The following is a 17,323-nucleotide window of genomic DNA, read 5'->3' on the forward strand; positions in this document are numbered from 1 at the left end:
AGCCTTTGTTGTTGGGGGGATGTGCAACGCAGGTCAGTCGCGTTCGCCACCCATGATGCCCAACAAAGCCAGCAGGCTCTGGAACACATTGAAGATGTCCATGTACAGGGCCAGTGTGGCGCTGATGTAGTTGGTCTCGCCGCCGTCGATGATCTGTTTAAGGTCATACAGCATGTAAGCGCTGAAGATGCCGATGGCCATGACCGAGATCACCATCATGCCCACGGTGGAGCCGACAAACACATTGATGATGCCGCCGATCATGATGGCCAAAGCTCCGACAAACAGCCACTTGGACATGCCCGACAGGTCACGTTTGATGGTGCTGGCCAGGCTGGCCATGACGAAGAACACGCCTGCTGTGCCCGCAAAGGCGGTCATCACCAGGTCGGCACCGTTCTTGAAGCCCAGCACCATGGCGATCATGCGAGAGAGCATCAGGCCCATGAAGAAGGTGAAGGCCAGCAACACGGGCACACCCGCTGCCGAATTTTTGGTTTTCTCGATGGCGAACATGAAGCCGAAGGCACCGGCCATGAAGACCACCAGGCCTACGCCGCCAGACAGCGAGCGGGTGATGCCGGTGCTCACGCCCAGCCAGGCGCCCAAAACGGTGGGCAGCAGGCTCAGGGCCAGCAGCCAATAGGTGTTGCGCAGCACGCGGTTGCGTGTGGCCAGATCGGTGCCGTGGCCCCAGTCTGTGGTGTTCAAAGTGCGAAGGTCGCTCATGGTTGTCTCTCCTGTTCAAACCCTGATTTCAGGGCCATTGCATTGTAGAGTGAGGCTGCCTGCCACCCCCAATGTCCGCGCTGTCATGGGGTTATCCGGGTGAATCAGTTTTGCGCAGGGGTGTGCAATGGCGCTGCCCGGCCCGTGTATCCTTGCTTTTTTTCAAACCAACTTTCAAAACACCATGAAAACCCAAGCCAGCCTCGAACTCTCCGATGTCAAAGCCATTGCCGCTGCGGCCGAAGCCGAAGCCCTCAAGAACAACTGGGCGGTGAGCATCGCCATCGTCGACGCAGGCGGCCATTTGCTGCACTTTGCGCGGCTCGATGGTGCAGCCCCCGTTTCTTCGCACATCGCGCCTGCCAAGGCCAACACAGCCGCTTTAGGTCGCCGCGAGACCAAGGGCTACGAAGACGTCATCAATGGCGGCCGGACCTCGTTCCTGTCGGCCCCCACCATCAAAGGCATGCTCGAAGGTGGCGTTCCGATCATGAAAGACGGCTTCTGCCTGGGCGCGGTGGGCGTGAGCGGTGTCAAGTCGAACGAAGACGCCCAGATTGCCAAAGCGGGTATCGCTGCCATCGGGCTTTGATGCTGGGGCGCAGAGGGGGCAACTCCTGCGAGGTGCAACCCTGCGCGATCTCGTCAGCGGATCATCATCCCCCCATCGGCCACGATGGTTTGCCCCGTGACGTACTGCCCGGCCGGGCTCGCCAAAAACACGGCGATGCCGCCGATGTCGTCGGGCTCGCCCATGCGGCGCAAGGGGGCCTGGCTGTTGTATTTGGCGCTCAGCACCGGGTCTTCGTGCAGGGCTTTCGCAAAGTCGGTCTTGATCAGGCCCGGGGCGATGCAGTTCACGCGGATGTTGTCCGGGCCCCATTCGACCGCCAGGTTGCGCGCCAGTTGCATGTCGGCGGCTTTGGACAGGTTGTAGGCCCCGATGACCGAAGAACCGTGCAGCCCGCCAATCGATGACACGATCACGATGGCCCCGTCTTTTTGGGCCTTCATGTCCGGATAGACCATGTTGCAAAGCCAGGCGTTGGACAGCACGTTGTTGCGCATGACCTTGTCAAACACTTCATCGCTCATGCCCGTGGCTGGCCCGTAGTAGGGGTTGGTGGCGGCGTTGCACACCAGAATGTCGATGCTGCCCCAGGCGGCGCGGGTTTGGTGGATCAGGTTTTCCAGCTGCTCTTTGCTGGAGATGCTGGCGGCCACCGCCATCGCCTCACCTCCTGCGGCCTGGATTTCCTTGACCACCACTTCGCAGGCGTCTTGCTTGCGGCTGGACACGACGACTTTGGCGCCTTGCTTGGCCAACTGCAGGGCAATCGAACGGCCAATGCCCCGGCTGGAGCCCGTGACGATGGCGACTTTGCCTTTGAGATTGAACAACGACATGAAACGGTCTCCTTGTTGAATGCCTGGCAGTCTGCCCGTGTGCGGTGCACGCGTCTGTCTTGCTGGCGTCATCTCCAACGCAGTGGCAGGAGCCTGCCCCGCTGGCGATGGCTCCATCGCTTGCAGGCAAGCGCCTAAAAAATGCCAAAGCCTGCGCCACAATGCGGGCCATGGAACAAATCGATACTGTCGTGATCGGGGCCGGGGTGGTGGGCCTGGCCGTGGGGCGTGAATTGGCGCTGACCGGGGGCGAGGTGATGGTGCTCGAGTCGGAAAACGCCATCGGCACCGGCACCAGCTCGCGCAACAGCGAGGTCATCCACGCGGGCATTTATTACCCGGCCGGCTCGCTCAAGGCGCGCCTGTGTGTGCAGGGTAAGGGCATGCTTTACGCCTATTGCGCCGAGCGCGGCGTGGCGCACCAGCGCCTGGGCAAGCTGATTGTGGCCACCCGCCCCGAGCAGGTGCAGGCGCTGGACGGCATCCTGGCCAAGGCTGCGGCCAACGGCGTGCACGACTTGCAAAAACTCAGCGCCGCCGAGGCGAAAGCGCTGGAACCTGCACTGGCCTGCGAAGCGGCCTTGCTTTCGCCCAGCACGGGCGTGGTGGACAGCCATGGCTTGATGCTCGCCTTGCAAGGCGACATGGAAAACGCAGGGGGGTTGCTGGCGCTGGTCTCGCCGGTGCAGCACATGGGCCTTCGGCACGGCACGGCCACGCACCCCATTCGCGTGACCACGCAAGACGGCACCGAGTTGGCTTGCAAAGTGCTGGTCAATGCGGCAGGCCTGAACGCCGTGGCGCTGGCGCGCGGCATGGACGGGCTGGCCCCCAACCTGCTGGCGCAAGCGTTTCCCCGGGCGTATTTCGCCAAAGGCAGCTACTTCACGCTGGCGGGCAAGGCCCCGTTTTCGCGCCTGATTTACCCGGTGCCCGAAGCGGCCGGGTTGGGCGTGCACCTGACGCTCGATTTGGGCGGTCAGGCCAAATTTGGCCCGGATGTGCAATGGGTGGATGACCCAGCCGATCTGCAGGTCGACCCCCGGCGAGGGGAGGCTTTTTATGCCGAGGTCCGCCGTTATTGGTCCGATTTGCCCGATGGCGCTTTGCAGCCGGGTTATGCCGGCATGCGTCCCAAGATCAGTGGCCCGCACGAGGCGGCTGCCGACTTCATGGTCCAGGGACCCGCTGACCACAGCGTGCCCGGGCTGGTCAACCTGCTGGGCATCGAGTCGCCGGGCCTCACCAGCTCGCTGGCGCTGGCGGCACATGTACGAAGTCTTTTGACTTGACGGTTTTATTATTTGCATCTACATTAATTAAATGGACATCCGATTGAACTGGGATGAGGCCAAGCGGCAAATCAATCTGGCCAAACATGGACTGGATTTTGTGCATTCGCTCGAAGTGCTGGATTCGCGCTTTCGGTGGGACATCTCTGTCATCCGAAACGGTGAACAGCGAATCCTGTCCATGTCCTATGCCATGGGTTTTCTGGCTGTTTTGACCGTCGTCCATACGCAGCGTGATAGCAGTTATCGGGTGATCAGTTTCCGGTGTGCCAGCACGGCAGAAAGAGAGGCGTACCTTGTCTGGATTGAAAATGAATGCAATGAGCCGTAAAGAAGTGATCAAGGCGTTGAAGGTCAGTGAGCGGCTTGCGCCTTATGTCTGGGATGGGCAGGACGAGGACGACCGTCCTGCCACTGCCAGCGAGTTGGCCCAGGGCCTTGTCATGGCCCGCAAGCGTGGGCGGCCTGCAGGCAGTGGCATCAAGGAGCAGGTGGCCATTCGACTGGACAAAGACATCCTGGAGGCGTTTCGTGCACAGGGCCAAGGCTGGCAAACGCGCATCAATCAGGCGTTGCGCTGTTATTTAGCGGAACACCCGGCTGGTTGAGCCATGCGTCAGGTTGGGGTTGTTATTTCACGGCCCCTCATAAGCCGTCAACCGGGGCCGCTCCTGGGCTGAAAACTGACGCATTTGCAGTTGTTGCAAGGCCGCTTGTTGCTGCGCTGCGCTGTCGCCGGATTGCAAAATTTGTTGCCGTGCCACCTGGTACTGGGCGATGCGGTTTTTCCAAGCAGCTTCTTCCCGGTCCAGCTCGGCCAGTCGGGCGGCTGCTTCGGGGTTGACGGTCTGGGCGCGCAGTCGGTAAATCTCGTCGTCGCTGGCACCTTGTTCGCGCAGTTGCTCCACCTTATGTTGCAACAACAGCACCTGCCTTGGGGCATCGAGCTCGGCTTTGACCTGCGCTGGCAAATTCGCTTGCAGAGCGCTCAGCGCTTCATCTGCTGCAAGGCGCTGGCTACTTCGGTGACCAGCGCCGGGCCTTTGTAAATCAGGCCGGTGTAAATCTGCACCACATCGGCCCCGGCTTCTATTTTGGAGATCGCGTCGTGTCCGCTCAGGATGCCACCCACGCCGATGATGGGGAAGTCCTTGCCCAAAGCGGCACGCAGCTGGCGGATCACGCGGTTGCTGCCTTCCAACACGGGGGCACCTGAGAGGCCGCCCATTTCTTCGGCATGCGCCAAGCCGCTCACGGCGTCGCGCGCCAGTGTGGTGTTGGTGGCGATCACGCCGTCCATGCCGTGTTTTTGCAAGGTGGCGGCGATCACGCCCACTTGGGTTTCGTCCAGATCGGGCGCGATTTTGAGGAACATGGGCACGCGACGGCCATGCTGTGCGGCCAGCTCTTCGCGTCGCGCCACCAGCGCACCCAACAGGCCGTCGAGCGCTTCGTCGCTTTGCAGGGCGCGCAGGTTCTTGGTGTTGGGGCTGGAGATGTTCACCGTCACGTAGTCAGCGTGTGGGTAGACGCCAGCCAGCGCGATCAAATAGTCGTCTGTGGCGTTCTCTATGGGCGTGGCGGCGTTTTTGCCGATGTTCAGGCCCAGCAGGCGTCCTTGCTGGCGGAATTTGGAGCGCTTGACGTTGGCGATGAAGGCGTCGAGTCCGTCGTTGTTGAAACCCAGACGGTTGATCAGCGCGTTGGCTTCGGGCAGGCGGAACATGCGGGGCTTGGGGTTGCCCGGCTGCGCTTTGGGCGTCACGGTGCCGACCTCGACAAAGCCAAAACCCATGGCCCCCAGGCCATCGATGCAGCGGGCGTTTTTGTCGAGCCCGGCGGCCAGGCCCACACGGTTGGGGAAATGCAGACCCGCCAGCGTGACCGGCTGCGCCACAAAGGGCTGGCGGTAAACGCGGTCCAGCGGGGTGTTTTGGGTGCGGGCCAGGCCGTCGATGGTCAGTTCGTGGGCCTCTTCGGGGTCCATCTTGAACAAAAACGGGCGAACCAGGGCGTAGGGGATCAGGGACATTGGATAATTCCGGTCTGCGAGAGCGTGGTGAATGCGTTGAAAACGGTTGCCCCGATTGTCGCAAACCCAGCACCGCGCTTTTTTCTCCTTCCAACTGACCCTTTTCATGACCCAAGACGAACTCAAAGCCCTGGTGGGCCAGGCCGCCCTGAAATACGTTGTTCCCGGCGAGATCGTCGGCGTGGGCACCGGCTCCACGGTGAACAAATTCATCGACGCGCTGGCCACCATGAAAGACCAGATCAAGGGCGCAGTGTCCAGCTCCGAAGCCTCCACAGTGCGGCTCAAGGCCTTGGGCATTCCGGTGTTTGACAGCAACGAGGTCGAGAGCCTGTCGGTCTACATCGATGGTGCCGACGAGATCGACCACCAGGGCCACATGGTCAAGGGCGGTGGCGCGGCATTGACCCGCGAAAAAATTGTGGCGGCTCAGTCCAAACAGTTTGTCTGCATTGCGGACGAGAGCAAATTGGTCGACGCCCTGGGCGCTTTCCCGCTGCCGGTCGAGGTCATCCCGATGGCTACGGCCCGCGTGATGCGCCAGTTTGCGGCCATGGGCGGCAGCGCCGTGGTGCGCCAAAAAGACGGCCAGCCGCTGGTGACCGACAACGGCCAACACATCGTTGACGTGAAGGGCTTGAAGATCACCGATCCGGTGGCGTTTGAGACCGAAGTCAGCCAATGGCCCGGCGTGGTGACGGTGGGCGTGTTTGCCCTGCAAAAAGCCCAGGTGTGCTTGTTGGGCACGTCTGAAGGCGTCAAAACATTGAATTTCTGACGCTGGGTTTTCGCGCCTCAAGCCCGGCGCAGCAGCAAGCGCAAGTCCGGTCCGATGCGGTCCACCGCATGAAAGCCCAGTTTGACCGCGCCGCCCAGCGCGGTCAGCGCGGGCAGGTTGGCCATGCCTTGCCCTGGGCCAAGCAGTTGGGGCGCGATGTATAGCAAAAATTCATCGACCAACCCCTCCCGGATGAAGGAGCCGTTGAGCTTGTGCCCGGCTTCCACATGCAGCTCGTTGATTTCGCGCCGAGCCAGGTCGCGCAGCATGGCCGCCAGATCGACCTTGCCGCCGGGGCCGGGGCAGTCGATCACTTGGGCCCCGCGTGCTGTCAGCGCTGCACGCTTGTCGGGGTGTTCTGACGTGGCTGTGTAAATCCAGATCTGCCGGGCTTGCTCGCCAAAGCCTTGGGTGTCAAGCAATTGGGCGTTCAGCGGCATGTCGAGGCGGCTGTCCACCACCACCAAGTGCGGCTGGCGCGGGGTGTCTACGCCGCGCACATTGAGCAGCGGGTCGTCTTCGAGCACGGTGCCGATGCCGGTCAGGATGGCGCAGGCACGGGCCCGCCAGGCGTGGCCGTCGGTGCGGGCTGGTTCACTGGTGATCCACTGGCTCTGGCCGTTTTGCAAGGCGGTTTGCCCGTCCAGCGAGGCGGCGATTTTCATGCGCACCCAGGGCAGGCCACGTTCCATGCGGCTGAAAAAGCCGATGTTCAGCTCACGCGCCTGCACGGCCAGCGGGTCGGTGGGGGCGAGGGTGTGCACCTGCGCACCCGCCGCTTGCAGCCGGGCCAGGCCCTGTCCGGCCACTTGGGGATTGGGGTCGGTCACGGCCGAGACCACCCGGCCGATGCCTGCGGCGACCAGCGCATCGCAGCATGGCCCGGTGCGCCCTTGGTGGGCGCAGGGCTCCAGCGTGACCCAGGCGGTGGCGCCTTGCACGCTGTGGCCGCGTGCGGCGGCATCGCGCAGCGCCATGATTTCGGCGTGTGCTTCGCCGGCCCGCTGGGTGTGGCCTTCGCCCAGCACGGTGCCGTCGGCGGCGGTGATCACGCAGCCCACCCGCGGGTTGGGCGAGGTCAGCCAGAGGGCTTGCGCTGCCAGATCGAGGGCGCGGGCCATTGGGGTGGCGGACGTGGGCAAAGAGCTTGTCAGTGGAGGAGAGGTCACAGGGTGAAGGTGCTGCATCAAATCATGGCAAGGATACGCCAAGCCAGGCGGGCACTTCGTCGCGGCTGCTGTGCAAAACCAACTGACCGGTGGGCGATGCCGTTTCTGGGTGGGGTGACAGCGTGGCTGATTTTTTCACAGCGCCCAGGCTTTGCCATTGAACGCGCACTTCGATGTCGGACAGTGCCACACCAGCACGGGCCTGCCACTGGCTTTGGATGGTGTAGCGTGTCCCTTGTAGGGTCATGACTTCTTGCATACCGCAGTCTGCACGACCTGATTGATGGCACTCCATCGCATGGGCCCCCAGCGACTGGGCCACGGTATGTTGGCGTGTGTCACTGGCGATTTGCAGGGTTTGCAACGTCAGTCGTGTGGCACCCGCCAGGCCAATGCCCAAAATGGCAGAGGCCACCAGCGCCTCGATCAGGGCCATGCCCTGCAAGGAAGTTTTGCGGGGTCGCTGCCCGGCGTGTCTTGGGTGCGGGTGGGTCATCGATTTGCCTCGCGCCAACTCCCGGAGACCCGTTGCACTTGGCTGGCGTCCATGCCTACAGGCCATGTGACTTGGTATGCCGGTTTGTCAAAAGTACGTGCGTGTATGTGGCTGCCGTTTTGCAAATCGGGCAAACCCGACTCCACCACCAGTTGCCCCTCAATTTGGCCGGCTCGCCAAGCGCGGGTTTTTTCATCCTGACATTGACTTTGTAACACCACAGTGCCTGAAATGCGTACGCCGCTGGCCAGACTGGGGCAGCGTTGTGAACAGGCTGCAGCCGAAAAAACCAGCAACACGGGCGCGTCGGGCTGACCCAGGCTTTGCGTCCAAGTGGCAGCGCTGTCGACCCAGTAAATGCTGCGTGGTGGCTGGCTTTGGGCGTGCAAGCCATTGCGCTCTTGCGCGTCCGACCAAGCTTTGATCTGCGCTGGGGTGATGTCGCCCAACACGTTTTTCCAGGCCTGATGGCTGCAATCTGTCCGGGGCATGGCCGTCATGGGGCCGGTCAATTCGCCGCCTCCAGGCAGATGCTCGGGCAAAAAAGCCAGACATTTGCTGCGCTCTGCAGCAGAAATCACGCCGTTGCCGTCCAAGTCTGCGAGCCAAAAGCTGTGCACAGTGTTGCCTGTCGGTACGCCAGTGCATGAAGCCCCCTTGGCGGAGCGTGGGCACACGGTGAGCGCTGCACCTGCAACAGGCGTCGCGCAGCCATGGAGTACCAAGGCGGCAGCACTGGCCCCGATGGGGGCCGCAGCGACGGTGGGTACAAACACGCTGGCCTGAACCAAGCCTTGGCTGTTTTGGCCTGGCAGATGGGCGCTGGCGTGCAGTTCGGTCACATGCGGGGAGGTCACGAGGTCGCGCACAGCCACCACCTGCATATTCACATGGGGCAAGCTCGGGTGTGCCGGTGGCCGCAGTTCACTGCATTGCCAGCGAGGTCCCCAATAACCCGCCGGACAGGCGATGGTGGCTGTCCGGTCCCAAACAGCGGGGTTGTCCGGGTTGAGCGTGAATTGCCGGGCCAGTTCAGCCCGACTCCATGCCAAAGCTGCTTCGGCCATCAGGCGGGCTTGCATCGCGCTGCTTTGGTGGTGGCTGGCCAAGCGGTCGACCAGCACGCTGCGCGTGCTGTAAAAACTGGCCAAAGCCGCCAGCATGACCAAGGTGATGGCGACCAGCAAGGTCACGGCACCGTCTTGGCCTGCTGTGACGGCCTTTTTCATGGCAGGACACCACAGGCGGCAGGCCAGGGTGTGGCGGGCACATCGTTGCGCAGCCACACAGTTTGAGACAAGCTCAGTCGTCTTGAGGCATCGCGTGGCCACTCGGCGCTCAGTTGCGCGCTGATCCAGCGGGCCACCCAGCGTCCACGTCGCTCACAGTGCAGTTTCCACTGCAAGTCGACCATTTTCAGGCTGCCCGCATCGGTCAAATCGGTCCACACCTCGGGTGCGCAGGCGGTGCGCACCTGCAGCTCTTTGTCTTTCAAGCGAAAACCCACGCACTCATTGTTGTCCAGCACAGCGTTTTGGTTTTTGTCGCGGCTGAAATCGATGCGCTGACCTCGAATTTGAATGTCCGCAGCCGTGGCACAAAATACATCCCGGCAATCGGGCGTTGTGCGTGTTGTCCAGGCTTGACCCACGGCCTGCGCCTGGCGAAGCTCTCGCGCCATGGTGTCCAGCGCCGAGCGCAGATCGTGGTGCAAGTGGCTGTCCTGCAATGCCCACCGGTGACCTTGCAAGTGCTGCGCCAGCATTTTGGCACCCGCAGCCAGAACCACCAGGCCGATGCCCATGCCCACGATCAGGCCCACCATGGTTTCGCCTTTTTGGGCCCCTGCAGGACCAAAGTGGATCCTGTGTGGTTGATTTGCCGGGTGCTTTCCCGCGCCCTTTTGAGCAAGGCGAATGTGGTGGGGCAACACATGCAACTTCATGCGAAATTCATTGCCGCCAGCAACGCCCCGTGTCCGTTGATAAATCCGCGCCACTGCTGAGCACGACACTGGCGGTGTGCAGGTGTTGCAGGCGCATGGGGTTGCAAATGGTGTCCCGGGCTTGCGCACCGAGGGGCGTCGCAGTCAGGGTGAAGCCGTCGGCCGATGCGTCGGCGATGGCGATGCGGTAATGCCCGGCAGGTGAATTTTCAGAGGCCCAGCCCAGGCTGTTCAGGTCGGATGCATAGCTTTCGTGGGTGCCGCGCCAGCGCACTTGATCCAGTTGCAATTGTTGCAAGGCGCTTTGTGCGTCAATGCGCCGGGCTTGACTTTGTTGCGTGTTGTAGGCGGGAAGGGCGATCGCCGTCAGCACAGCCATGAGGGCCAGGCTGATCAGCAATTCGCTCAATGTCCAACCCGCCGCCTCATGCACAGGCGTGGCTTGCAGGGTCCGGTTTGACTTGCACATGTCAGGCTCCTGACAAAATGTGATGGGACTTTGTATTGTGAATACTTAATAATCCGTTGTACAGCGTGAGCTGTTTCAATCAAGACGTCTGCTCTTGTGCAGGACATCATCGGAGGGAACATGCCAACAGCGTGCCAAGCACCTCGGCCAGCGCATCTGCAGCGCAGACAGCCTTGCAATTTGAATGGCTGGGTTCAAGGCTTCACACTGCTCGAAGCGCTGGTCGTGCTGGCCCTGCTGGGCACACTTTTGACATTGGCGGCCCCCAGCCTGACTGGCTTGCGTCAAAGTCATCAGATGCAAAGTCAGGGCGAGCAGTTGCTGGCCAGTTTGATGCTCGCTCGCTCGGAGGCTTTGCGCCGCCAACAGCGGGTGACCGTCTGCGTGCGTGGCGCAGGCGATGTTTGCGCAGGCGAGGGCAGTTGGGCTCAGGGCTGGTTGGTGTTTGTGGATGGCAATGACAACGCCATGCTGGATGCGACAGAAGTGGTTGTGCAGTCACATGCGGCTGTTCCATCGTTTTGGAAGTTTTACGGCAACAGCACGGTCAACCGTTATGTGTCGTACGGGCCGCTAGGCCGCAGCCAGACCATCACAGGGGCTTTTCAAGCCGGAACCTTGACCTTGTGCAGACCGGGCCAGTCGTCCGTTATGGAGGTGGTGGTCAACGCGGTGGGTAAACCACGGCTGCAAACGGTGGCTCTGAAAGCCGGTGAGGCGTGCTGAATACAAATGAACGGGCCTGACAAAGCCGCTTGATCAGGCCGCGACGGCCATTGACGCCGGACCAGTCAGCTGCCAACCTCGTCCACCAACGTCTTGAATGCATCGATGTCTTCAAAGTTGCGGTACACGCTGGCAAATCGCACGTAGGCCACTTTGTCGAGTTTTTTAAGCTCTCGCATCACAAGTTCGCCGATGCTGTGCGAGGCCACTTCGCGCAAGCCAAGATTGAGCAGGTTTTCTTCAATCCGCTCAATGGCGCTGTCCACCTGTTCGATGCTGACAGGGCGTTTGCGTAAGGCCAGGTTCATGCTACCGCGCAGTTTGTCCCGCTGGTATTCGATCCGTCTGCCGTCTTTTTTGACGATGGCCGGAAAGTTCACTTCCGGCTTTTCATAGGTGGTGAAGCGCTTTTCACACGCGCCACATTGACGGCGACGGCGGATGAAATCCCCGTCTTCGGCCAGCCGAGTCTCCACCACTTGGGTTTCGAGGTGACCGCAAAACGGGCATTTCATCGTGCTGTCCGATCAGCCGTAGACCGGGAAACGGCTGGTCAGGGCGTGCACTTTGGCGCGCACTGTGGCCAGATTGGCTTCGTCCAGCGGGTTGTCCAGCACGTCGGCGATCAGGTGGGCCGTGGCGCGGGCTTCTTCGTCCTTGAAGCCGCGGGTGGTCATGGCCGGGGTGCCGATGCGCACGCCACTGGTCACGAACGGCTTTTCAGGGTCGTTCGGGATGGCGTTTTTGTTGATCGTCATGTGGGCTGCGCCCAATGCGGCTTCGGCCACTTTGCCGGTGATGCCTTTGGCGCGCAAATCGACCAGCATGACGTGGCTTTGGGTGCCACCGCTCACGATGCGCAGGCCGCGCTCGGTCAAGGTTTGGGCGATGATTTGGGCGTTTTTGACCACTTGCGCTTGGTAAGCCTTGAATTCGGGCTGCAGAGCTTCCTTGAAGGCAATGGCCTTGGCTGCGATGACGTGCATCAGCGGGCCGCCTTGCAGGCCGGGGAAGATGGCGCTGTTGATGGCTTTTTCGTGCTCGGCCTTCATCAAGATGATGCCGCCGCGTGGGCCGCGCAGGCTCTTGTGCGTGGTCGAGGTCACCACGTCCGCGTGGGGCACGGGGTTGGGGTACACGCCAGCGGCAATCAAACCCGCGTAGTGGGCCATGTCCACCATGAAGATTGCGCCGACTTCTTTGGCCACTTTGGCAAAGCGGGCCCAGTCGATGTGCAGCGAGTAGGCCGAGGCACCGGCCACGATCAGCTTGGGCTTGTGCTCGCGGGCTTTGGCTTCCATCGCGTCGTAGTCGATGGCTTCATTCTTGTCCAGGCCATAAGAAACGACGTTGAACCATTTGCCCGACATGTTGAGCGGCATGCCGTGGGTCAGGTGACCGCCTTCGGCCAGGCTCATGCCCATGATGGTGTCGCCGGGTTTCAGGAAAGCCAAGAACACGGCTTCGTTGGCCGATGCGCCGCAATGGGGCTGCACGTTGGCGCAGTCAGCACCAAAAATCTGCTTGATGCGGTCAATGGCCAGCTGTTCGGCAATGTCCACAAACTCGCAGCCACCGTAGTAGCGCTTGCCGGGGTAGCCTTCGGCGTATTTGTTGGTCAGCTGCGAGCCTTGCGCGGCCATGACGGCGGGCGAGGCGTAGTTTTCGCTGGCGATCAGCTCGATGTGGTGTTCCTGACGCGCGTTTTCAGCCTGGATGGCGGCAAAAATTTCGGGGTCGGCTTGTTCAATCAGAATGTTGCGGTTGTACATGGCAGTCCTTTGGATGGAGGTGACCTTGACCAGAACTCAGGGTGAATGGACAAGGGCTGCCCAGGCGAACGGCTTAAAACCAAGCCGGGGATTTGAAAAAATTCTCGGTCGGCTGTGCGCTTCCCAGTGGTTCGGGGGCGGTGTTGGGCCGCCACGCTCCACGTCAGAGTGGTCTGTTTTGCTTTTGAAAACAGGCTCCTATCGCCAGTCGCGCACCCACTGAGTGTATCCCACGCCCGCTGCACCCGATGGCCCTGACATCACAACTGGGCTTGCTGAACCTTGGGCAAAGCCGTGGTGTTTTTGTTGGCTGAAGCGGTTTTTTGACCCGTGTTGATTTTGTCCAGCTGCTTTTGCTCTGCCAGCACCCGTTCAATGTATTGGCCTTCATTGCCTTGTCCGGAGGTGGATGCGTAAAGGCGCAAGGCCTCTTCGATCGTGGTGGACTTCTGGATCAGCGCTTGCAGCTGACGTGTACCAATTCTCAAATTGGTCAAAGGGTCGAACGCGGCCAAACGGCCACCGAAAGAGGTCAACGCCGTGTTGTGCGCTTCTGGCTCGATTTGCATCAAGCCCATCGCGCCTTGTGTACCGGAGGCAAAAGGGTTGAATTTTGATTCAATGGCCATCACTGCCAGGATCAGGGTCGGCGCGATCTGGCTGCGTTCGCCGATGCTCCAAGCCTCGGATACCAAAGCGCCCAAAGGTTCTGGTGACACACCGTATTTGCGGCTGAGCCAGTGCGTGATGGCCACCTGATTTCTGGGCAAGTCCTGCAGGGGCGTTGCCGTCGAGCGCGTGGCGGCGTTGTCCATGCTGGGCAAATCCAGTGCGACCACTTGACGCATTTCCAGCCAGTTCATCAGGGTTTCACTGGCATAAATCTGCAAAGCCGGACGGGCCGCAAATGTCAAGGTGATGGCCACCACGGCCAGGCCAATCAAGGCCAGGCTATGACGGGTGATTTCCACAAAGCCTTCACGAATGTCGCCAGCCAGTGTGGCAAGGGCCTGCCAAAAACGGATCCAAGTCAAATTCGCTGTCATAGCACTTCCTCTCATGCCAAGCGCGAGCAACGGACGGTGGTCGCTCGCAATCGGTGGGTTGGGGGGTACGCGACCTGCAACAAGTGGTCTGCACTTTTGCAGGTTGAGCCGGGTTCGGCAGCGGTATCGGGTTATCCCTGATAGGTTCAGGGTGGACGGATTTTAGGAAGTTTTCATAACCAGTCAAGTATATCGATGGTTTTTTTGTTGTAATATTTTGTATATAAAGGCGGGGTGTGTTCGAAAATTCACAGAGATTGCAGTGGATTGAAGGACGACGGCCTGTCCGGCTGAAATACCGGCGAAAATACCGGGTGTTGCCGTGTGTGTTGATTTGCTTTGCATCTTCAGCCCAACCGCGCTTGACGCCGCATTGGCATGTCCGTGTTTTAAAGTTTTACCGTGACTTCATCTTCATCCAAACCCCTTGATTTTGCCGCCCTTGACCCTTTGACGGCTGGGATTTTCAACGCCCCGACCTCCGGCGAGCGCAGCGCCCGTTTGCGTGAATGGTTGCTGACCGAGCCGTCGCCAGAACTCCTGGGAGAGGTTTACCGCGAGCTTTCCAGTCGCGACAAAGGGGTGGCCAAGTTGGTCAAAGAAAAGCTGGATGACATCAAACGCACCCATGGCCAAGAAGCCTTGGCTGCCGAGTGGGCACAAAAGGCAGAGCACATGCTGCAGGCATCCCGCTTGAACATTGCCGATGCGCTGGCATGGCAACGTGATGCGGCCAAGGCGGGAGCACCGTTGTCTCGCGAGCCTCTGGCCAGCTTGAAGCTGCGGTTGAACGAAGTCGTCAAAGGCGTGGAAGACTTGCAACACCAGGTGATGGTGCAGCGCGAGGCCGCGGTTTTGTTGGCGCAGCGGATTGAAGTGCTCTCGACCAAACCTTTGAGTGAGGCGCAAGGCGGGCAAACAGGTCTGCAGGCCGATGTGGCGCAATGGCAAAACCAGGCCCAGGCCTTGATGCAGAACCATGTTTGGCCTAGCGTCGATTTGAAATACCCCTCCCAGCTGGACACGGCCGGCAAGCAGCTGCAAGCCGTCTGGGATGGTTTTTCAGCTGCCGTGGCGATGGCCAGTCTGGCACAAACCGACGCTGCGGCAGCCTTGCCTCCGGTCCCTGTTTGGGCCGATGAAATCCGCCGTTTGCGCGGTGAAGTGACCAAAGACGCGGTCCCCGCACACGGCACAGTCAAGCCCGAAAAAGCCGACAAGCCGGTCAAGCCCAAAATGGACCCCGCTGAGCGCCAGGCCTTGCGCGATGCTGCGAATCTGGCCGTGACGCAAGTGCTCGAAGCCGTAGAAAAAGAAGTGACCGAAGGTCATGGCCAAGCCTCGGCGGGTGCTGCGGCTGCTTTGCGCAGTGTGCTCAAAACGCATGGCAAACACCTGGATACAGCCTTGGATGAGCGCGTGCATGTCGCTTTGACGTCAGCAGGCGAGCTGGAAGGCTGGCAGCGTTGGCGAGCCGATCAACTTCGCCATGACCTGGTTGCCCAAGCTGAAGCCCTGCTGGATGCCGAAAAAGCACCGACCGTGGGGGGGCGCAAGATGCAGGACAAGCTGCGCCAATTGCGTGAGAGCTGGAAGCAAACCGACCAAGGTGGCTTGCCCAACCATGCTTTGTGGAAGCGTTTTGATGCCGCTTGCAATGAGGCTTACAAGACGGTGCTGCTATGGCTGGAGCAGATCAAAAAAGAATCAGCCGATCACCGCGCTCAGCGCCTGGCTTTGCTCGAAGAAGTCAAAGCCTGGACTGCTGCGCAAGCGCAAAGCGAGGACTGGCGTGCGCAATTGCGCGCCCTGCATCAGTTTGCGGATCGGTGGCGCAACGCGGGCCATTTGAGTGAAAAAGCTTTTGGCGACATGCAAGCGCAATGGAAGGTGGTCTTCAAGGCCGCAGCCGCTCGCCTGGAAGCGGCACAAAAAGCCAGCATTGAGCGGCGTCAAGGCTTGATCCATGAAGCCCGTGAAGTGAGTGCTGCACCGGCCTTGCGGGTGGACGCCGTCAAAGCTTTGCAGCAGCGCTGGCAGCTTGAAGCCCAGCAGGTGCCGCTGGACCGCAAGACAGAGCAGAAATTGTGGGAAGTGTTCCGTGCGCCCTTGGACGAAGCATTCCAGCGCAAAGGCAGTGACCGACCACAGGCCGCGGGGCCGTTGAGTGCCCGCGACCGTGCCGTGATCGACGCCTCGAAAGCACTGGATGACGCCAATGCCAGCGGTGATGCGGCCAAAATCCGCACGGCCATGGCCGCATTGGACGCTGCCTTGCGCGGTCAGGCTCAGGAAGCACAGGCCGCTCAAGTGGCTGCGACTGCTGTGGCTGCCGATGCGAAGGCTGGCCCTGAGGCGGCCCCTGCACCGGAAGCTGCCGCTGCAGCCGAGGTTGAGGCTGCCGAAGGCGTTCAGGACAGCGTGACCGATGTGGATGGGTCGGCCCAGTCTGAAGCGCCCGTTGCCGAAACGGCCCCCGTGGCGGCCCCCAAACCGGCCAAGCCGGTGGTGGCGGTGCGCGGCGATGACCGCCCCGGCCAGAAAAAGACCGAAGCCCCGACAGGGCGCGATGGTCGCCGTGATGGCCGACCCGGTGAGCGCGGCGCGCGTCCGGGTGGTGACCGGGGACCGGGCCGCTTTGGCGAGCGTGGCAGTGAACGTGGTGGGGACCGTTTTGGTGACCGGGGCGGGCGTGGTGAAGGCCGTGATTTCCGGGAAGACCGGGGTCCGCGTTTGGGCGATGCCGCTTTCCGTGCCCAGCGCGAGGCCATGGAACGCGCCGAAATGTCGCTGCGCAAATTGGCCGCACAAGCCCATGGCGAAACCCTGACCCGATTGATGACCGCCTGGCAAGAGCGTCAGGCCGAGGCCCTGCCCACTGCACAGGAGCTGGGCAAAGCCATCAATGCTTCAACCCGTCAGGCCTGGGCACAAGCGGTCAGCACCGAAGCCAAAACGCCCGCCAGCACCGCTTTGCTGCGCTTGGAAATGGCCGCTGAAGTGCCGACCCCGGCCGACAACCTGAGCGAGCGTCGCGCCCTGCAATTGCAATTGCTGACCCAGCGCAACCAGCCCGGCCCCACGGAAACCTGGGGTCAGGATGTGGCCCAGGTCTTGTCAGGACCGCACGATGCCGGCACGGCACGTCGTCTGCAAAACGTGTTGAAGAACCTGTTGCGCGGCTGATCTCTGTCACCTGTTGCGCCCATGCAAAACGGCCGCTCTGTGAGCGGCCGTTTTGTTTGGGTGCGCCCAGCATGGGCGCACACCTGCGGGTGCAAGTCCCGCTGCGAGCTGGTCACAGTGAGCAAAGCGAAGCGCAACTGCGTGAGGGTGACCGAGCGTGGGAAGGAAGCGTGGAGCGTAAATCGTGAGCCGATGAACAAGAACCGCATAGAAGGCGTTGCCAAGCAGGGCGAGCAGGCCCATTACTGCAAAGCTCTTGTGACCAAGGCGAGGTGG

At 61.2% G+C, this 17,323-nt stretch carries 19 protein-coding genes and 1 riboswitch; of the genes, 7 read left to right on the forward strand and 12 right to left on the reverse strand.

Features of this window, described 5'->3' with window-relative positions; translation table 11 throughout:
* Nucleotides 1-33 precede the first annotated feature (33 nt).
* A complete protein-coding gene (locus B9Z47_RS15020; protein ID WP_108332029.1) occupies nucleotides 34-729 on the reverse strand; it encodes a Bax inhibitor-1/YccA family protein in 696 nt (231 codons plus the stop codon).
* Between the two features lie 184 nt (nucleotides 730-913).
* Between B9Z47_RS15020 and B9Z47_RS15025 the strand changes: the two genes are divergently transcribed.
* The gene (locus tag B9Z47_RS15025) at nucleotides 914-1,321 is read left to right on the forward strand and encodes a heme-binding protein (RefSeq protein ID WP_108332063.1); all 408 of its coding nucleotides are present in this window, start codon (nucleotides 914-916) and stop codon (nucleotides 1,319-1,321) included.
* 53 nt (nucleotides 1,322-1,374) lie between these two features.
* Here B9Z47_RS15025 and B9Z47_RS15030 read toward each other — a convergent pair whose 3' ends face one another.
* Nucleotides 1,375-2,136: an SDR family NAD(P)-dependent oxidoreductase gene (locus tag B9Z47_RS15030; RefSeq protein WP_108332030.1), complete on the reverse strand. Its 762-nt coding sequence runs from the start codon at nucleotides 2,134-2,136 to the stop codon at nucleotides 1,375-1,377.
* Nucleotides 2,137-2,306: 170 nt separating this feature from the next.
* Between B9Z47_RS15030 and B9Z47_RS15035 the strand changes: the two genes are divergently transcribed.
* Genes B9Z47_RS15035 through B9Z47_RS15045 form a run of 3 tightly spaced genes read left to right on the forward strand, consistent with a single transcriptional unit; the run spans nucleotide 2,307 to nucleotide 4,036 of the window.
* Nucleotides 2,307-3,428, forward strand: coding sequence for an NAD(P)/FAD-dependent oxidoreductase (locus B9Z47_RS15035; RefSeq protein ID WP_108332064.1), 1,122 nt, complete (start codon nucleotides 2,307-2,309; stop codon nucleotides 3,426-3,428).
* A 43-nt stretch (nucleotides 3,429-3,471) separates the two neighbouring features.
* Entirely contained in the window at nucleotides 3,472-3,759 is a 288-nt protein-coding gene (locus B9Z47_RS15040; RefSeq protein ID WP_233253833.1) for a BrnT family toxin, read from the forward strand.
* The gene (locus B9Z47_RS15045) at nucleotides 3,749-4,036 is read left to right on the forward strand and encodes a BrnA antitoxin family protein (RefSeq protein ID WP_108332031.1); all 288 of its coding nucleotides are present in this window, start codon (nucleotides 3,749-3,751) and stop codon (nucleotides 4,034-4,036) included. Before B9Z47_RS15040 ends, B9Z47_RS15045 begins: the two co-directional genes overlap by 11 nt.
* A gap of 27 nt (nucleotides 4,037-4,063) precedes the next feature.
* On the opposite strand, the gene B9Z47_RS15050 is transcribed toward B9Z47_RS15045, so the two are convergent.
* Both B9Z47_RS15050 and B9Z47_RS15055 read right to left on the reverse strand, forming a co-directional pair.
* Nucleotides 4,064-4,399 carry a lipase secretion chaperone gene (locus B9Z47_RS15050; protein WP_158271701.1) on the reverse strand — a complete coding sequence of 112 codons (336 nt, stop codon included), beginning with the start codon at nucleotides 4,397-4,399 and terminating at the stop codon, nucleotides 4,064-4,066.
* Between the two features lie 17 nt (nucleotides 4,400-4,416).
* The gene (locus tag B9Z47_RS15055; RefSeq protein ID WP_108332033.1) at nucleotides 4,417-5,460 is read right to left on the reverse strand and encodes a quinone-dependent dihydroorotate dehydrogenase; all 1,044 of its coding nucleotides are present in this window, start codon (nucleotides 5,458-5,460) and stop codon (nucleotides 4,417-4,419) included.
* Between the two features lie 106 nt (nucleotides 5,461-5,566).
* Between B9Z47_RS15055 and rpiA the strand changes: the two genes are divergently transcribed.
* Nucleotides 5,567-6,238 carry a ribose-5-phosphate isomerase RpiA gene (gene rpiA, locus B9Z47_RS15060; protein ID WP_108332066.1) on the forward strand — a complete coding sequence of 224 codons (672 nt, stop codon included), beginning with the start codon at nucleotides 5,567-5,569 and terminating at the stop codon, nucleotides 6,236-6,238.
* A 17-nt stretch (nucleotides 6,239-6,255) separates the two neighbouring features.
* On the opposite strand, the gene ribD is transcribed toward rpiA, so the two are convergent.
* The 5 genes from ribD to B9Z47_RS15085 form a co-directional block, all read right to left on the reverse strand.
* The gene (gene ribD, locus B9Z47_RS15065; protein WP_233253834.1) at nucleotides 6,256-7,359 is read right to left on the reverse strand and encodes a bifunctional diaminohydroxyphosphoribosylaminopyrimidine deaminase/5-amino-6-(5-phosphoribosylamino)uracil reductase RibD; all 1,104 of its coding nucleotides are present in this window, start codon (nucleotides 7,357-7,359) and stop codon (nucleotides 6,256-6,258) included.
* 70 nt (nucleotides 7,360-7,429) lie between these two features.
* A complete protein-coding gene (locus B9Z47_RS15070) occupies nucleotides 7,430-7,903 on the reverse strand; it encodes a hypothetical protein (protein ID WP_146185813.1) in 474 nt (157 codons plus the stop codon).
* Nucleotides 7,900-9,132, reverse strand: coding sequence for a hypothetical protein (locus tag B9Z47_RS15075; RefSeq protein WP_108332036.1), 1,233 nt, complete (start codon nucleotides 9,130-9,132; stop codon nucleotides 7,900-7,902). The genes B9Z47_RS15070 and B9Z47_RS15075 overlap by 4 nt, the downstream gene beginning before the upstream one ends.
* A complete protein-coding gene (locus tag B9Z47_RS15080; protein ID WP_108332067.1) occupies nucleotides 9,129-9,728 on the reverse strand; it encodes a PilW family protein in 600 nt (199 codons plus the stop codon). The genes B9Z47_RS15075 and B9Z47_RS15080 overlap by 4 nt, the downstream gene beginning before the upstream one ends.
* Nucleotides 9,729-9,855: 127 nt before the next feature.
* On the reverse strand, nucleotides 9,856-10,317 hold the full coding sequence (locus tag B9Z47_RS15085; protein ID WP_108332037.1) for a type IV pilin protein: 462 nt from the start codon (nucleotides 10,315-10,317) through the stop codon (nucleotides 9,856-9,858).
* Between the two features lie 180 nt (nucleotides 10,318-10,497).
* Between B9Z47_RS15085 and B9Z47_RS15090 the strand changes: the two genes are divergently transcribed.
* Nucleotides 10,498-11,043, forward strand: coding sequence for a GspH/FimT family protein (locus tag B9Z47_RS15090; RefSeq protein WP_233253835.1), 546 nt, complete (start codon nucleotides 10,498-10,500; stop codon nucleotides 11,041-11,043).
* A 65-nt stretch (nucleotides 11,044-11,108) separates the two neighbouring features.
* On the opposite strand, the gene nrdR is transcribed toward B9Z47_RS15090, so the two are convergent.
* From nrdR to B9Z47_RS15105, 3 genes are all read right to left on the reverse strand, one after another.
* Nucleotides 11,109-11,558 (reverse strand): transcriptional regulator NrdR, encoded by a 450-nt coding sequence (gene nrdR, locus B9Z47_RS15095; RefSeq protein ID WP_108332038.1) that lies wholly within the window; start codon nucleotides 11,556-11,558, stop codon nucleotides 11,109-11,111.
* 12 nt (nucleotides 11,559-11,570) lie between these two features.
* Nucleotides 11,571-12,815 carry a serine hydroxymethyltransferase gene (gene glyA, locus B9Z47_RS15100; RefSeq protein WP_108332039.1) on the reverse strand — a complete coding sequence of 415 codons (1,245 nt, stop codon included), beginning with the start codon at nucleotides 12,813-12,815 and terminating at the stop codon, nucleotides 11,571-11,573.
* 51 nt (nucleotides 12,816-12,866) lie between these two features.
* Nucleotides 12,867-13,037, reverse strand: a riboswitch (ZMP/ZTP riboswitch).
* A 38-nt stretch (nucleotides 13,038-13,075) separates the two neighbouring features.
* A complete protein-coding gene (locus B9Z47_RS15105) occupies nucleotides 13,076-13,861 on the reverse strand; it encodes a transglycosylase SLT domain-containing protein (protein WP_158271702.1) in 786 nt (261 codons plus the stop codon).
* A gap of 402 nt (nucleotides 13,862-14,263) precedes the next feature.
* On the opposite strand from B9Z47_RS15105, the gene B9Z47_RS15110 reads away from it, so the two are divergent.
* Nucleotides 14,264-17,047 carry a DUF349 domain-containing protein gene (locus B9Z47_RS15110; RefSeq protein WP_199226425.1) on the forward strand — a complete coding sequence of 928 codons (2,784 nt, stop codon included), beginning with the start codon at nucleotides 14,264-14,266 and terminating at the stop codon, nucleotides 17,045-17,047.
* Nucleotides 17,048-17,323: the final 276 nt, after the last annotated feature.

It is taken from the genome of Limnohabitans sp. 2KL-1 (genome assembly GCF_003063435.1).
Lineage (GTDB): Bacteria > Pseudomonadota > Gammaproteobacteria > Burkholderiales > Burkholderiaceae_C > Limnohabitans_A.

What these genes read in the sequence shown, in the direction of transcription:
- nrdR (WP_108332038.1), bottom strand. Translation starts at nt 11,558, where the DNA reads ATGAAATGCCCGTTTTGCGGTCACCTCGAAACCCAAGTGGTGGAGACT.
- B9Z47_RS15105 (WP_158271702.1), bottom strand. Translation starts at nt 13,861, where the DNA reads ATGACAGCGAATTTGACTTGGATCCGTTTTTGGCAGGCCCTTGCCACA.
- B9Z47_RS15045 (WP_108332031.1), top strand. Translation starts at nt 3,749, where the DNA reads ATGAGCCGTAAAGAAGTGATCAAGGCGTTGAAGGTCAGTGAGCGGCTT.
- ribD (WP_233253834.1), bottom strand. Translation starts at nt 7,359, where the DNA reads ATGGCCCGCGCCCTCGATCTGGCAGCGCAAGCCCTCTGGCTGACCTCG.
- glyA (WP_108332039.1), bottom strand. Translation starts at nt 12,815, where the DNA reads ATGTACAACCGCAACATTCTGATTGAACAAGCCGACCCCGAAATTTTT.
- B9Z47_RS15030 (WP_108332030.1), bottom strand. Translation starts at nt 2,136, where the DNA reads ATGTCGTTGTTCAATCTCAAAGGCAAAGTCGCCATCGTCACGGGCTCC.
- B9Z47_RS15055 (WP_108332033.1), bottom strand. Translation starts at nt 5,460, where the DNA reads ATGTCCCTGATCCCCTACGCCCTGGTTCGCCCGTTTTTGTTCAAGATG.
- rpiA (WP_108332066.1), top strand. Translation starts at nt 5,567, where the DNA reads ATGACCCAAGACGAACTCAAAGCCCTGGTGGGCCAGGCCGCCCTGAAA.
- B9Z47_RS15025 (WP_108332063.1), top strand. Translation starts at nt 914, where the DNA reads ATGAAAACCCAAGCCAGCCTCGAACTCTCCGATGTCAAAGCCATTGCC.
- B9Z47_RS15070 (WP_146185813.1), bottom strand. Translation starts at nt 7,903, where the DNA reads ATGACCCACCCGCACCCAAGACACGCCGGGCAGCGACCCCGCAAAACT.
- B9Z47_RS15085 (WP_108332037.1), bottom strand. Translation starts at nt 10,317, where the DNA reads ATGTGCAAGTCAAACCGGACCCTGCAAGCCACGCCTGTGCATGAGGCG.
- B9Z47_RS15080 (WP_108332067.1), bottom strand. Translation starts at nt 9,728, where the DNA reads ATGGTGGGCCTGATCGTGGGCATGGGCATCGGCCTGGTGGTTCTGGCT.
- B9Z47_RS15020 (WP_108332029.1), bottom strand. Translation starts at nt 729, where the DNA reads ATGAGCGACCTTCGCACTTTGAACACCACAGACTGGGGCCACGGCACC.
- B9Z47_RS15075 (WP_108332036.1), bottom strand. Translation starts at nt 9,132, where the DNA reads ATGAAAAAGGCCGTCACAGCAGGCCAAGACGGTGCCGTGACCTTGCTG.
- B9Z47_RS15035 (WP_108332064.1), top strand. Translation starts at nt 2,307, where the DNA reads ATGGAACAAATCGATACTGTCGTGATCGGGGCCGGGGTGGTGGGCCTG.